The sequence below is a fragment of the Acaricomes phytoseiuli DSM 14247 genome, assembly GCF_000376245.1.
Lineage (GTDB): Bacteria > Actinomycetota > Actinomycetes > Actinomycetales > Micrococcaceae > Renibacterium > Renibacterium phytoseiuli.
The window spans coordinates 143,640-155,971 of record NZ_AQXM01000064.1 but is presented as its reverse complement, the minus strand read 5'-3'; the positions used below and the strand labels follow the sequence as shown (position 1 = coordinate 155,971).

Below are 12,332 nucleotides of genomic sequence, written 5' to 3'. Positions count from 1 at the left end.
TGGTGTGTCAGCTGGTGCGGGATCCCGCCGGATTGCGCACCAGAGCAAATCAGAGACGGCTTTCACACGCCCGTTGGGGAGCACCACACGTGAGCGAAACCCTTTTCGGCCCGGGTACCACTGAACCCGAGCCGATGTCGGCCGGGATCGTACCCTCGGCGCTACCTCCGGCCTACCCGGAACGGGCCGCTTGGGGCACCGCGCAGAAACTCCGGGCCTGGCAGTCCGAGGCCCTGCACAAGTATTTCGACGGTGGAAGTAGGGATTTCCTGGCGGTCGCCACCCCGGGGGCGGGGAAAACCACTTTCGCCCTGACCGCGGCGAAGACCATGCTGGATCGCCACCAGATCAACCGGATCACCATCGTCACGCCCACCGACCATCTCAAACGCCAGTGGGCGGACGCTGCCTCCCGGATCGGTATCGCCATCGACCCCAATTTTAAGAATGCCGACGGCAAGCACGGCCGGGATTTTCTCGGGGTCGCGGTGACTTACGCGCAGGTGGCCTCCAAACCGGCACTGCACCGCGCGAAAACAGAGGCCGGGAAGACCCTGGTGATCCTGGACGAAGTCCATCACGCTGGGGACGCCCTCTCCTGGGGCGACGGTATCCGTGAAGCCTTCGAACCCGCCACCCGGCGGCTGGCGCTGACCGGAACCCCGTTCCGCTCCGACACCTCACCCATTCCTTTCGTCGACTACGCGGAGGATGGCGACGGCATCCGGCGCTCCAGAGCCGATTACACCTACGGTTACGGCTCGGCGCTCAGAGACCATGTGGTCCGGCCGGTGATCTTCATGGCCTATTCCGGGCAGATGCGCTGGCGGACCAGTGCGGGGGAGGAGATGGCCGCGACACTGGGTGAGGCGGTCACCAAGGATGTCACCGCCCAGGCCTGGAGGACCGCGCTGAACCCCACGGGGGAATGGATCCCCGCGGTGATCGCAGCGGCGGATAAACGGCTCTCCGAGGTGCGCCGGACGGTTCCGGACGCCGGTGCCCTGATCATCGCGACAGATCACGAGGACGCCCGGGCGTACGCCGGTCAGATCAAGAAGCTCACCGGGGAATCGGCCACCATCATCCTTTCCGACGACGGCGGGGCCTCCCGGAAGATCGATGAGTTCTCCGCCGGTACCAAACGCTGGATGGTCGCGGTCCGCATGGTCTCCGAAGGCGTCGACGTCCCGCGGCTGGCGGTTGGCGTCTACGCTACGTCAACCGCGACGCCCTTGTTCTTCGCCCAAGCCGTAGGGCGTTTCGTCCGCGCCCGCAAACGCGGGGAGACCGCATCGGTGTTCCTGCCCTCGGTACCGCAGCTCATGGCCCTCGCCAACGCCCTCGAAATGGAGCGCGATCACGCCCTGGACCGGCCCGATACCGATGCGGAAGCGGACGGTTTCATCACCGAAGATCAGGAGATGCTCGAGGCCCAGCGCGAGGAGAAAGCCTCCGGTGAGCTGGAGAAGGCCAAGTTCGAGGCCCTGGAGTCACAGGCTTCCTTTGATCGCGTGCTCTTCGACGGCGGGGAGTTCGGCCTCGGCGGTGAGCTGGGCAGTGAGGACGAGCAGGACTTCCTAGGCATCCCCGGCCTCCTCGATGCCGATCAAGTGGCGCTGCTCCTGCGCCAGCGGCAGGCCGAGCAGCTGAGCCGCCGCGGCTCCCGCCCCGCAGAGCAGAGCGCCCCGGTACCGGATCATCGCCAGCTCAAAGATCTGCGCAATGAGCTGGCCAAGAATGTTGCGGCCTGGTCGGCCCGTACCGGAACCCCGCACGGCGTGGTGCATAACGAACTGCGGCGCAGCTGCGGCGGGCCGCCGGTCGCTCAGGCCAACGAACAGCAGCTCATGGACCGGCTCAAGAAGCTTCAGGGCTGGTTCATCGGCAAGAAATAGCCGCTATCAGCTCAGCCGTGCTGATCAGTGGAGTTCGGCCCCGGCGGCGCGCAGCTCGGCCAGTGCAGCGCGGGAGGCCTCGGTATCCACCCCGGCGCACAGCTCGGTAAGCACCCGGACCCGGTACCCGAGCCGCAGCGCATCAAGGACGGTCGCCCGTACGCAGTGATCGGTCGCCAGGCCGGCGATCGTCACGGTTTCGATGGCGTTCTCCCGCAGCCAGGCATCCAGGCTCAGCGTGCTGCCGGGGTCGCAGCCGTCCTCGGACGCGGCTGCTGTCGGATCCACAGCCTGGGTACCTTCGAAAGCCGAATAGGCGGCATCGAACTGGCCCTTGCGGAAAGAGGCATCGAGATATCCGGTATCCAGATCGGGGTGCAGTTGCGCACCGGCTGAACCGGCCACGCAGTGCACCGGCCAGGAAGTTCGGAAATCGGGGGAGTCGGAGAAGTGCTCCCCGGGATTGATATGCCAGTCCTGCGTTGCCGCGACGGCATCGAAATCATCGCTGCCCGAGAGCATCCGGATGATACCCGCAGCGACTTCGGCTCCACCCGCCACCGCGAGGGAACCGCCTTCGCAGAAGTCGTTCTGCACATCCACGATGATCAGCGCGTGCGCCATAGTGCCTCCGGAGTTCTGGAAGGTGTGCTCTTATGCTTCTTCGTACACGGTGGGGATCACGGGCTCACCGCGCTGCAGCCGCCGCCAGGCTGAGGGCAGCTCCTCGGTGGAATCTCGGTGACGGGCTGCAGCCCGGCGCACGGCCTCCGGCCCGGTCCAGCCGTCCTGCAGCTCGCCATCGATCACGAAATCCTGTAGCAGGGCCCGATCATCGCCGTCATCGGCCGGCCGGTGCCCAATGCCGATGACCTCGGCCTCGGCGGTGCCATTGGCGTGACGCTTGCGCAACGCGAACTTACGGCCGCCGACACTGGCTTTGCCCTTAGCGGCTTTGGCCACCGCCACGAACTCGCCATCCGGCCCGGCACGGCTGACGAGCTTGTACACCATGCCCGCCGTCGGCGCCCCGGAGCCGGTGACCAGAGAAGTGCCCACGCCGTAGGCATCGACGGGCGCGGCGGCAAGAGCGGCAATAGCGTATTCGTCCAGGTCCGAGGTGACCACGATCCGGGTGTTCTTGTTCCCGAGCTCATCCAGCAGCGCGCGGACCTGGCGGGCCTGGGCCACCAGATCCCCGGAGTCGAGCCGGACGGCGCCGAGTTCCGGCCCGGCGATCTCCACCGCGGCGCGTACCGCGGTGGGTACATCGTAGGTATCGACGAGCAGAGTGGTCCCTACGCCTTGCGAGTCCACCTGGGCGCGGAAAGCATCGGCTTCGGAATCGTGCAGCAGCGTGAAGGAATGCGCTGCGGTGCCTACCGTTGCTAAGCCATAACGATAACCGGCAGCCAGATTGGAAGTGCTGGCGAAACCGGCGATGGCCGCAGCCCGGGCAGCGGCCACGGCGGACTCTTCATGCGTGCGTCGTGAGCCCATCTCGATGCAGGGGCGGCCGGCAGCGGCCGAGCTCATTCTTGAAGCAGCCGCGGCAATGGCGCTGTCGTGATTGAGGATGGAGAGCACATAGGTTTCCAGCACGCAGGCTTCAGCGAAACTGGATTCGATGATCAGCAAGGGCGAGCCCGGGAGGTACACCTCGCCTTCGGCATACCCGTAGATATTGCCGCGGAAGCGGAAGTCAGCCAGGAAGTCCAGGGTCGGCCGGTCCACTACGCGGTGGCGCTCCAGATATTCCAGCTCGGATTCGCGGAAGCGGAAGTCAGCCAGGCCCTCCAGAAGGCGCCCGGTACCGGCGACAACACCGTACCGCCGCCCTTCGGGCAGTCTCCGTGCGAAAACCTCGAACACGCTGGGCCGGTGCGCGGTTTCGGAGCGCAGGGCGGCCTGCAGCATAGTCAGTTCATAGCGGTCCGTGTACAGGCTCGTCATGGCCCCGATGACCGGTGCTGCCGGTGCTGCGGAGTCGCTCAGCCGGCTGGAGACGGAATCTGGCAGAGAAGAGGTCACGGCAAATACTCTAATCGGCTACGGCCGGGGCTGCCCCATCAGCGGTATCGTCCACCCTGCCCAGAGTATTTCAGGGCAGCGTTCAGAACAGTTCAGAACAAGCTGCCTCACCGGACGCCTTTAGAATAGGAAGATGTCGATCAGCACCTTGCCCGAGCGGCTCAGTGGATTGCCTGCGTCCAGCACGCAGGCCGGAACCCAGGAACTGACGCTGGAGGCGGAGCAGCTCTCGGCCTTCGAGCAGCGGCCTTGGTCTGTGCTGGTCTGGGATGATCCGGTGAATACGATGGAATACGTCACCTTCGTCTTCCAGAGCTATTTCGGCTATGCCGAAGACCGCGCTGAAGCGCTCATGATGCAGGTGCATACCGAAGGGCGGGCCGTTGTGGCCAAGGGCAGCAGGGAGAAGGCGGAGACCGATGTGATGGCGATGCACTCTTACGGCCTGCAGGCCAGTGTGAGCCAGGAGTCCCGATGAGCGGCCCGGGTGCTTTCGTGCTATCCGGAGATCGCATCGTCGGGGCGATCGGCGCCCCGGAACGGCAGCTGCTGCAACAGCTGCTCGGTAGCGTCGCTGGGATGCTAGAAGCCGACGACGCCGGGGCTGCGGATCCGCTGGCAGAACTCGTCGGCTGGGATGATGAAGCGCAGGTACCGGTGGACCCTGCGCTCAGGCGCCTGCTGCCGGATGGGGTGCATGATGACGAAGAAGCGGCCTTGGAATTCCGTCGGTTCACCGAGCGCTCGCTCCGTCAGGGCAAGGTCAGTGCGCTCAAAGCCGCTGCCGTGATGCTGGAGAGCAGGGAACTGCAGCTCAGCCGTGAGCAGGCGGAGATCCTAGTGCGAGCGCTCAACGACATCCGCCTGGTTCTGGCCGAACGACTAGATCTCTACGCCTCCGCCGGGGATTCCGATGCAGCTCCTAGTGCACTAGACCCCGAAGCCACTGAACGAGACGGTCTGAGCCAGCTGTACTACTTCGTCACCTTCGTGCACGGCCGATTGGTGCTCGCACTGCTGGAAATGCTCCGCCGTGACGCCGATACTGATCCTGATACTCCGGATACGGGTGCGGGTTCGGGCTCTCCGGAGGCAGATCATTCAGGTCCGCAGCAGTGAGCGGGGCCGATGCGCAGTCCCCGCTGGGGATCTTCGATTCAGGCGTCGGCGGCCTGACCGTAGCCCGCGCGGTTTTCGATCAGCTTCCGCATGAAGCGGTTTTCTACGTCGGGGACACCGCGAACGCCCCTTACGGCCCTCTGCCTATCGCCGAAGTCCGCGCGAATGCCCTGGGCGTTATGGACGAACTGGTCGATGCCGGGGTGAAACTCCTGGTGATCGCTTGTAATTCGGCTTCCGCCGCGGTGCTCGCCGATGCCCGGGAGCGCTATACCCGCAGGCAGGGGATTCCCGTGGTCGAGGTCATCCAGCCTGCGGTCCGCCGTGCTATGGCCGCTACCCGCAACCGCAAGATTGGCGTGATTGGCACCCAGGCGACCATCGGGTCCAGGGTTTATCAGGATCTTTTCGGTATTGCCGGGAACCTGGAAGTCACCGCCGCAGCCTGCCCCGATTTCGTTCCTTTCGTGGAAGCCGGGGTCACCTCAGGGCCGGAATTGCTCAAGACCGCTCAGGAATACCTCGAGCCGCTGAAAGCCGCCGAAGTTGATACCGTAGTGCTCGGCTGCACCCATTATCCGCTGCTGGCCGCAGCGATCTCCTATGTCATGGGGGATCAGGTGACTCTAGTCTCCAGTGCTGAAGAGACCGCTAAAGACGTTTATAAAGCCTTGGTAGGGCATGGGCTCGAGCGCACTCAGGGCTGGCGCCCGCAGCATCGCTTCGTGGCCACCGGAGATGCCGGAGCCTTCGAGGCCCTGGCTCGACGCTTCCTGGGCCCGGAAGTAACTTCGGTAGAGCACGCGGCGCATGTGAGTGCCCACTATCCGACGGGCTCACTCACCCGGATCACCCCCGAACTTCTTACCGCTGCCCAATCCGGGCAACGGGGGCGCGGCGATTCGGGCAGCGGTATCGACCTCGCGGAACTCGCGGAACAGGAGTGACAGCATGCAACTGACGATCGTCGGCTGTAGCGGATCTTTCCCAGGGCCGGCTTCAGCGGCCTCCTGCTACCTTTTGACCGCCTATGATGGCGTACGGCCTTGGCGGATCCTCCTGGACCTGGGCAGCGGTGCCCTGGGCGAAGTCCAGAAGTACCTCGATCTGCGCACTATCGATGCCATCTTCCTCAGCCACCTCCATCCGGACCATTACCTGGACCTGTGCGGTTTGCACGTTGCCGTGCGTTGGGATCCCGCGGGCTGGGACGTCGGCCGGATCCCGGTCTGGGGACCGGAGGAGACTGCGCATCGCCTGGCGACCGCTTACGGGCTCGACCCGGATCCCGGGATGCACGAGGAATTCGACTTCAAAAGATGGGATCCGCGTCAAGCAGTGCGCCTGGGGCCTTTCACGATCACTCCGTACCCCGTGGAGCATCCGATCGAGGAAGCCTATGCCCTGCGCGTAGAAGCCCTGGAGTACCTTGGACACCCGGGGCCTGGGAAGGCCGAGCTCATGGAGCGGCGGTCCGTGCTCAGCTACTCCGGAGACACCGATCTCTGCGTAGGGCTCATCGAAGCAGCTCGGGATGCGGATCTCTTCCTCTGTGAATCAGCCTTCCAGGAGGGCCGGGACGACAAGATCAAAGGAGTCCACCTCACTGGCCACCGAGCGGCCCAGGCCGCGGTGCAGGCCGGTGCGCGCCGGCTGCTCCTGACTCATCTGCCGGTATGGACGGACGCCACCGTAGTAGTGGCCGAAGCGGCTCAGGTCTATACCGGGGACCTATCAGTAGCGGTGGCGGGTGTGCACTACACCGTATGAGTCGCAGCATGAGTCGCAGAGTCTGAGCTGGTCTGCGGGGATTCTCTCTGGGTAGGCTGAGGAGCATGGTTCCCGTGACTTCCGATTCTTCTTCCGAGCGCGCGCAGACCGGGCCGGACCGCGCCGATGGCCGCACCCCCGATCAACTCCGCGATATCGCTATCACCCGTGGCTGGTCGTCTCAAGCCGAAGGCTCTGCGCTGATCGAGTTCGGCAGCACCCGAGTGCTCTGCACCGCCTCGTTCACCGCAGGGGTGCCGCGCTGGCTCAAAGGAGAAGGCCGCGGTTGGGTCACCGCCGAATACGCGATGCTGCCGCGAGCCACCAATACCCGAAACGACCGGGAATCGGTCAAAGGCAAGATCGGCGGCCGCACACACGAGATCTCCCGGCTGATCGGCCGCTCGCTGCGCTCGATCATCGACGCCGAGGCCCTGGGTGAGAACACCATCGTCCTCGACTGTGATGTCCTCCAAGCCGACGGCGGAACCCGGACCGCAGCCATCACGGGAGCGTATGTCGCGCTCGCGGAATCCATCCGCTACGCGAAAGAGAACAAGCTCATCAAAGCGGCGGCGAAGCCCCTGATCGATACCGTCGCCGCGGTATCAGTGGGCATCATCGATTCGGTGCCCATGCTCGATCTCGCCTATGTGGAGGATGTGCGCGCGGAGACCGATATGAATGTCGTGGTCACCGGTGACGGCAGATTCGTCGAGGTCCAGGGCACCGCCGAAGGCGCGCCCTTCGACCGGGCCGAGCTCGATCAGCTTCTGGACCTCGCTCTGTTGGGCACTGCCCAGCTGGCTCAGATTCAGCGCGACACCCTGGAGCTGACCTCGTCGGGGTCGCAGTGATGCCGGCCTCCGACTCTACAGCAGAATCCGGTGCGCGCCTGGTGCTCGCGACGCACAACCAGGGGAAACTGCGAGAACTGCGAGAACTGCTCAGGGGAGAGGTGCCTGGCCTCGATGTTGACCGCCACGTGGTCGACGCAGCCGCTGCCGGAGCCCCCGATGTCGCCGAAACCGGGGTCACCTTCGAGCAGAACGCTCTGCTCAAAGCCCATGCGGTGGCGCAGGCCACGGGTCTACCAGCCATCGCGGATGACTCGGGTCTCAGCGTCGGGGTGCTCGGGGGTGCCCCCGGGATCTTCTCGGCCCGGTGGGCCGGCAGGCACGGGGACGATGCAGCGAATCTGCACTTGCTGTTAGCTCAGCTCAGCGACATCGGCCCTGAGTACAGAGAAGCCGAATTCGTCTGCGCCGCGGCCTTGGTGTTCCCCGTCTCGCTCAGCGAGGGCGGTGACGCTGGCGAGATTCAGGAGCGGGTGGAATGGGGCAGCCTGCGCGGCACACTGCTGACCGAGCCGCGCGGAGAGCACGGCTTCGGCTATGACCCCGTACTCCAGCCGCTGGGGATGAACCGCAGCTGCGCCGAGCTGAGCCCTGCTGAGAAAAACGCCATCTCGCACCGCGGCCAGGCCTTGCGCCGGCTGCTTCCCGCGATGATCGCCGCGTTGGAGCCGAAGAGCTGAGGCTCGCGGAGTGCGCGCCCCCTGGACTCCTCACGCCGTGCGCTCTACCCGCAGCACCCGTCGTCGCAACCAGAACTGCCGCCGCCCGCCGGTGTACAGGCGGCTGCGCCGCAGTTCCCATTTACCGTACTCGGCATGCTCGGTGAGCCGCTGCCGGGCCTCCGGCAGCGAAGCGCGCGCATCGATGGTCAACACCAGATACTCATAGAGACCATCCCGGTTCCGGACCTGTGCTGCATGTCCAGAAGAAGAGTCAGAAGAGGGGTACGAGGATGCGGGGTGGGTCACGTTTCCTCCGATCGGGGCAGCCGGGTGATCCCGGAAGTGTCTAGAACATCACTAGAACATCACTGGCACCCTTTTTACTCCCGCCTTACTCAACGGGTGCCATGGCAATGCTGATAACGATGCAGTTGATGCAGCTAACGGTGCTCTCGGCGCCATTAAGAGCTAACGTTTAGCTATGAGCATAGACCCGGGTATTGCATTACAGGCACTCACCGCAGCGCTTGAAGATCATCTTGCCGCGGTGCGCGCCCGTCGAGGGGAAGACGATCCCGCGGTCGAGGCTGCTTATTCCGCTATCATCGAGGCTTTCGATGCCTACGAGGACCTTCTCTATGAGAACTACGGCGAGGTCACGCCGCTGGTGATCGACGAGGAGGAAGACAGCGATGAGGATGGCGACGGCACAGGCTGACCGAGCGGCTGGGACACTTCATCGAGCACGCTGCTGATCTGCTCCGGCAGCGGTGCCAAAGAGGCGGCTAGCAGCTGGGTCAACTGACCTGGTGTACGGGGGCCGATGATCGCGCAGGAGACCATGGACCGGTTCAGCAGCCAGCTCAGCGCGACATCGAAGGGCTCCCGGTCCAGGCCCTTGGCCGCAGTGCTGAGAGCCTCGGTCACCTGGCTGGCCGGGCCGCTGAGATAGGGCTCCACATAGTCCTGCCAGAGCTCTGATGCAGCCCGGGAATCAGCCGGGATCCGGCCGCGGTACTTAGCCGTCAGCACGCCTCGGCCTAGCGGGCCCCAGCACATCAGGCCGATTCCGGCGTCTTGAGCCGCGGGAAGGAGCTCGGTTTCGGCCGAACGGTTCAGCAGGGAGTATTCGATCTGCCCCGCCACGATCGGCCGGCCCGCGGTAGCCGCTGCTTTAGCCAACTGCCAGCCGGCATAGTTCGACACTCCGGCATAGCGGACCCGACCGGAAGCCACTGCATCGTCGAGCACGCCAAGAGTTTCCTCGAGCGGGACCATCGGATCCCAGTGCTGCGGAAGCCAGATATCGAGATAGTCAGTGCCCAACCGGGCCAAGGAGGCATCGAGGTCGGCCAGCAGTGCTTTGCGCGAGCAATCCACGTATTCCCGATCATTTCGGTACTGCACGCCGGCCCTGGAGACCAGAACCAGATCATCGCGCGGGACGACATCATCGAGCAGGGCCCCGAGGAGTTCCTCGCTGCGCCCATCCGCATCACCGGCGGCACTATCGACAACCGTGCCACCGGCTGCGACGTAGGATGTCAGCAACTCACGGCAGTCCGCTTCCTCGGTGCCGGCGCCCCAGGTGGCGGTCCCTAGACTGAGCACGGAGACGCGCAGGCCGCTGCGGCCCAGGAAACGTTGCTGCATAGGAACCAAGTCTACGTGCCGGGACGGCAGATGTGCTCATGGTCTGGCTGCCCGGACCGTGGCGGTGCGCTCCGCGGGCAGGTGATGACATAAGGTCTACTACGTGAACTGGTTAGAAGCTGCCTTATTAGGCTTGGTCCAAGGGCTGACTGAATTCCTGCCGATCTCCTCGAGCGCGCACCTCTATGTGGTGGGCACGCTCTTCGGCATGCCGGATCCGGGGGCGGCTTTCACCGCGATCAGCCAGCTCGGCACGGAAGCCGCGGTGGTGGTTTTCTTCTGGCGGGATATCGTGCGGATCATCAGGCAGTGGTCGCTCTGCCTCGTCGGGAAGGTTCCGCGCAGCGATCCCGACGCCAAGATGGGCTGGTTGGTGATTATCGGCACCATACCGATCGTGGTGATCGGCTTGCTGTTCCAGGACGCCATCGAAGGCGCGCTGCGCAATCTCTGGCTGGTAGCCACCATGCTGATCGTCTTCGGCGTGATCCTGGCAGCTGCCGATGCCCTCGGCAAGAAGCAGCGCCCCATTGAGCAGCTCACCTTCAAGCACGGCATCCTCTACGGTCTGGCGCAGTGCCTGGCTCTGATCCCGGGTGTCTCCAGGTCCGGGGGAACCATCACCGCAGGCCTCATGATGGGATACACGCGTGAAGCCGCAGCTCGCTATTCCTTCCTGCTAGCGATCCCCGCGGTTCTCGGCAGCGGCTTCTATCAGCTCTACAAAGCATTCATCAGACAGGAAGGCGCGCCCAGCCCCTTCAACCTCGGCGAGACACTCCTGGCCACCGGTGTTTCTTTCGTCGTGGCTTATGTGATCATCGGCTGGTTCCTGAAGTACATCTCGAATAACAGCTACCGGATCTTCGTCTGGTACCGGATCGCGCTCGGCCTGCTGATCTTCGTCCTGCTGGGCTTCTCCGTGATCCCTGCGACCGGCTGAGTTCGACCGGAACTTCTGCCGAGCCCGGCCCTGACTTGATTCTGAAAGGCGAGGAACGTGAAATCTTGGGTCAGCCGCCCGCAACCGGAGCTTCCCGGAACGCTCACCGAGCTCTCGGTATACGATTCGGTCGCGCAGGAGCGCCAGCCGCTACTGCCGGAGTCGAGGGAAGCCAGCCTGTACGTCTGCGGTATCACCCCATATGATGCCACCCACCTCGGTCACGCTGCGACCTACGTGGCTTTCGACCTGCTGGGCCGGGCCTGGCGGGACGCCGGGGTCTGCGTCCAGTATGTGCAGAACGTCACCGATGTGGATGATCCGCTGCTGGAACGAGCGGAGCGGGACGGCACAGACTGGCGGGTGCTCGCACAGGAGCAGACCCAGCTTTTCCGCGAGGATATGGCCGCCCTCTCCGTGACCCCGCCGCAGCACTACATCGGCGCGGTAGAATCCATCGACCGAGTGGCCTCCGCTGTGGCGAAACTGCTGGCGGAAGGCACCGCCTATAAAGTTCAGGATGCCGAGACCGGGGCGACGGATATCTACTTCGATGTCCGGGCGGCCGGTGCTGACACACAGGCTCATCCCGAGCAGCCCGGGGCCTGGTCCCTCGGCTCGGTGAGCGGACTCGATGAAGCCCAGATGCTCCCGCTGTTCGCCGAGCGCGGCGGCGACCCCGAGCGGGCGGGCAAGCGCCACTCGCTCGACCCGCTGCTATGGCGCGGAGCTCGGCCCGGGGAACCCTCTTGGCCGGGAGGCGCCCTGGGCGAAGGACGCCCCGGCTGGCATATCGAGTGCACCGTGATCGCCCGTCAGTTCCTGGCCGCTCCTTTGACCGTGCAGGGCGGGGGAGCGGACCTCATCTTCCCGCACCATGAGATGGGTGCCGGCCACGCTTGGGCGCTTGACCACACCCCGCTGGCCCGGCACTACCTGCACTCCGGAATGGTCGGCCTGGATGGCGAGAAGATGAGCAAGTCGCGGGGCAATCTGGTTCTGGTCTCCGCATTGCGCGAACAAGGCGCCGACCCGGCGGCGATCCGCCTGGCGATCCTCAGTCAGCACTATCGTTCCGACTGGTCCTGGCATGACCGCCTGCTCGCGGAGGCGCAGCTGCGCCTGGAGCGTTGGCGGGAGGCTCTCGACCGCGCCCCAGAAGGTTCCGCGAAGCCCCTGCTCGCAGCGGTCCGGCAGGCACTGGGCGCGGATCTCGACGCGCCTGCGGCGCTCGAAGCCGTCGATCGATGGGCGGCCGAGGCTCATGATCACCCTGCTCGGCCCGGTAATCCGGATGGCGAGCTGGTCCGGGACACTGTAGATGCGCTACTCGGAGTCAGGCTCTGAGCGTTAGGTTTTGAGCATCAGGCTCTGAAGGGCAGCCTCTGACCGGGGCGGT

14 protein-coding genes are annotated in these 12,332 nt (G+C 64.9%); 10 read left to right on the top strand and 4 right to left on the bottom strand.

What is annotated here, in order from left to right; translation table 11 throughout:
* Positions 1–89: 89 nt before the first annotated feature.
* Positions 90–1,898 carry a DEAD/DEAH box helicase gene (locus tag C501_RS0111370; protein WP_018135758.1) on the top strand — a complete coding sequence of 603 codons (1,809 nt, stop codon included), beginning with the start codon at positions 90–92 and terminating at the stop codon, positions 1,896–1,898.
* A gap of 24 nt (positions 1,899–1,922) precedes the next feature.
* Here C501_RS0111370 and C501_RS0111365 read toward each other — a convergent pair whose 3' ends face one another.
* Together C501_RS0111365 and C501_RS0111360 are read right to left on the bottom strand one after the other, a co-directional pair.
* Entirely contained in the window at positions 1,923–2,522 is a 600-nt protein-coding gene (locus C501_RS0111365) for an isochorismatase family protein (protein ID WP_018135757.1), read from the bottom strand.
* A gap of 30 nt (positions 2,523–2,552) precedes the next feature.
* Positions 2,553–3,851 (bottom strand): nicotinate phosphoribosyltransferase, encoded by a 1,299-nt coding sequence (locus tag C501_RS0111360; RefSeq protein WP_051064544.1) that lies wholly within the window; start codon positions 3,849–3,851, stop codon positions 2,553–2,555.
* A 211-nt stretch (positions 3,852–4,062) separates the two neighbouring features.
* Between C501_RS0111360 and clpS the strand changes: the two genes are divergently transcribed.
* The 6 genes from clpS to rdgB all read left to right on the top strand — a co-directional run bounded on the left by clpS (position 4,063) and on the right by rdgB (position 8,355).
* Complete coding sequence (gene clpS / locus C501_RS0111355; protein WP_018135755.1) at positions 4,063–4,407, top strand: ATP-dependent Clp protease adapter ClpS; 345 nt, start codon at positions 4,063–4,065, stop codon at positions 4,405–4,407.
* Positions 4,404–5,048: a DUF2017 domain-containing protein gene (locus C501_RS13350; RefSeq protein WP_018135754.1), complete on the top strand. Its 645-nt coding sequence runs from the start codon at positions 4,404–4,406 to the stop codon at positions 5,046–5,048. The genes clpS and C501_RS13350 overlap by 4 nt, the downstream gene beginning before the upstream one ends.
* Positions 5,045–5,995: a glutamate racemase gene (gene murI, locus C501_RS0111345; protein ID WP_018135753.1), complete on the top strand. Its 951-nt coding sequence runs from the start codon at positions 5,045–5,047 to the stop codon at positions 5,993–5,995. Before C501_RS13350 ends, murI begins: the two co-directional genes overlap by 4 nt.
* 4 nt (positions 5,996–5,999) lie before the next feature.
* Positions 6,000–6,818: an MBL fold metallo-hydrolase gene (locus tag C501_RS0111340; RefSeq protein WP_018135752.1), complete on the top strand. Its 819-nt coding sequence runs from the start codon at positions 6,000–6,002 to the stop codon at positions 6,816–6,818.
* A 65-nt stretch (positions 6,819–6,883) separates the two neighbouring features.
* Positions 6,884–7,675 (top strand): ribonuclease PH, encoded by a 792-nt coding sequence (gene rph / locus C501_RS0111335; RefSeq protein ID WP_018135751.1) that lies wholly within the window; start codon positions 6,884–6,886, stop codon positions 7,673–7,675.
* Positions 7,675–8,355: an RdgB/HAM1 family non-canonical purine NTP pyrophosphatase gene (gene rdgB, locus C501_RS0111330; protein WP_018135750.1), complete on the top strand. Its 681-nt coding sequence runs from the start codon at positions 7,675–7,677 to the stop codon at positions 8,353–8,355. Before rph ends, rdgB begins: the two co-directional genes overlap by 1 nt.
* Positions 8,356–8,385: 30 nt before the next feature.
* On the opposite strand, the gene C501_RS13685 is transcribed toward rdgB, so the two are convergent.
* A complete protein-coding gene (locus C501_RS13685) occupies positions 8,386–8,643 on the bottom strand; it encodes a DUF5703 family protein (protein ID WP_051064534.1) in 258 nt (85 codons plus the stop codon).
* Between the two features lie 175 nt (positions 8,644–8,818).
* Here C501_RS13685 and C501_RS0111320 point away from each other — a divergent pair, with 175 nt between their 5' ends.
* Complete coding sequence (locus C501_RS0111320; protein WP_018135748.1) at positions 8,819–9,055, top strand: hypothetical protein; 237 nt, start codon at positions 8,819–8,821, stop codon at positions 9,053–9,055.
* Here C501_RS0111320 and C501_RS0111315 read toward each other — a convergent pair.
* A complete protein-coding gene (locus C501_RS0111315; protein ID WP_018135747.1) occupies positions 8,983–9,990 on the bottom strand; it encodes an aldo/keto reductase in 1,008 nt (335 codons plus the stop codon). The genes C501_RS0111320 and C501_RS0111315 overlap by 73 nt on opposite strands.
* 103 nt (positions 9,991–10,093) lie before the next feature.
* Here C501_RS0111315 and C501_RS0111310 point away from each other — a divergent pair, with 103 nt between their 5' ends.
* Entirely contained in the window at positions 10,094–10,933 is an 840-nt protein-coding gene (locus tag C501_RS0111310; RefSeq protein ID WP_018135746.1) for an undecaprenyl-diphosphate phosphatase, read from the top strand.
* A gap of 57 nt (positions 10,934–10,990) precedes the next feature.
* Complete coding sequence (mshC, locus tag C501_RS0111305) at positions 10,991–12,280, top strand: cysteine--1-D-myo-inosityl 2-amino-2-deoxy-alpha-D-glucopyranoside ligase (protein ID WP_018135745.1); 1,290 nt, start codon at positions 10,991–10,993, stop codon at positions 12,278–12,280.
* Positions 12,281–12,332 lie beyond the last annotated feature (52 nt).

Coding starts and splice junctions, on each gene's coding strand:
- clpS (WP_018135755.1), top strand. CDS start 4,063: ATGTCGATCAGCACCTTGCCCGAGCGGCTCAGTGGATTGCCTGCGTCC.
- C501_RS13350 (WP_018135754.1), top strand. CDS start 4,404: ATGAGCGGCCCGGGTGCTTTCGTGCTATCCGGAGATCGCATCGTCGGG.
- C501_RS0111315 (WP_018135747.1), bottom strand. CDS start 9,990: ATGCAGCAACGTTTCCTGGGCCGCAGCGGCCTGCGCGTCTCCGTGCTC.
- rph (WP_018135751.1), top strand. CDS start 6,884: ATGGTTCCCGTGACTTCCGATTCTTCTTCCGAGCGCGCGCAGACCGGG.
- C501_RS0111360 (WP_051064544.1), bottom strand. CDS start 3,851: ATGACGAGCCTGTACACGGACCGCTATGAACTGACTATGCTGCAGGCC.
- C501_RS0111320 (WP_018135748.1), top strand. CDS start 8,819: ATGAGCATAGACCCGGGTATTGCATTACAGGCACTCACCGCAGCGCTT.
- C501_RS0111340 (WP_018135752.1), top strand. CDS start 6,000: ATGCAACTGACGATCGTCGGCTGTAGCGGATCTTTCCCAGGGCCGGCT.
- rdgB (WP_018135750.1), top strand. CDS start 7,675: ATGCCGGCCTCCGACTCTACAGCAGAATCCGGTGCGCGCCTGGTGCTC.
- C501_RS0111365 (WP_018135757.1), bottom strand. CDS start 2,522: ATGGCGCACGCGCTGATCATCGTGGATGTGCAGAACGACTTCTGCGAA.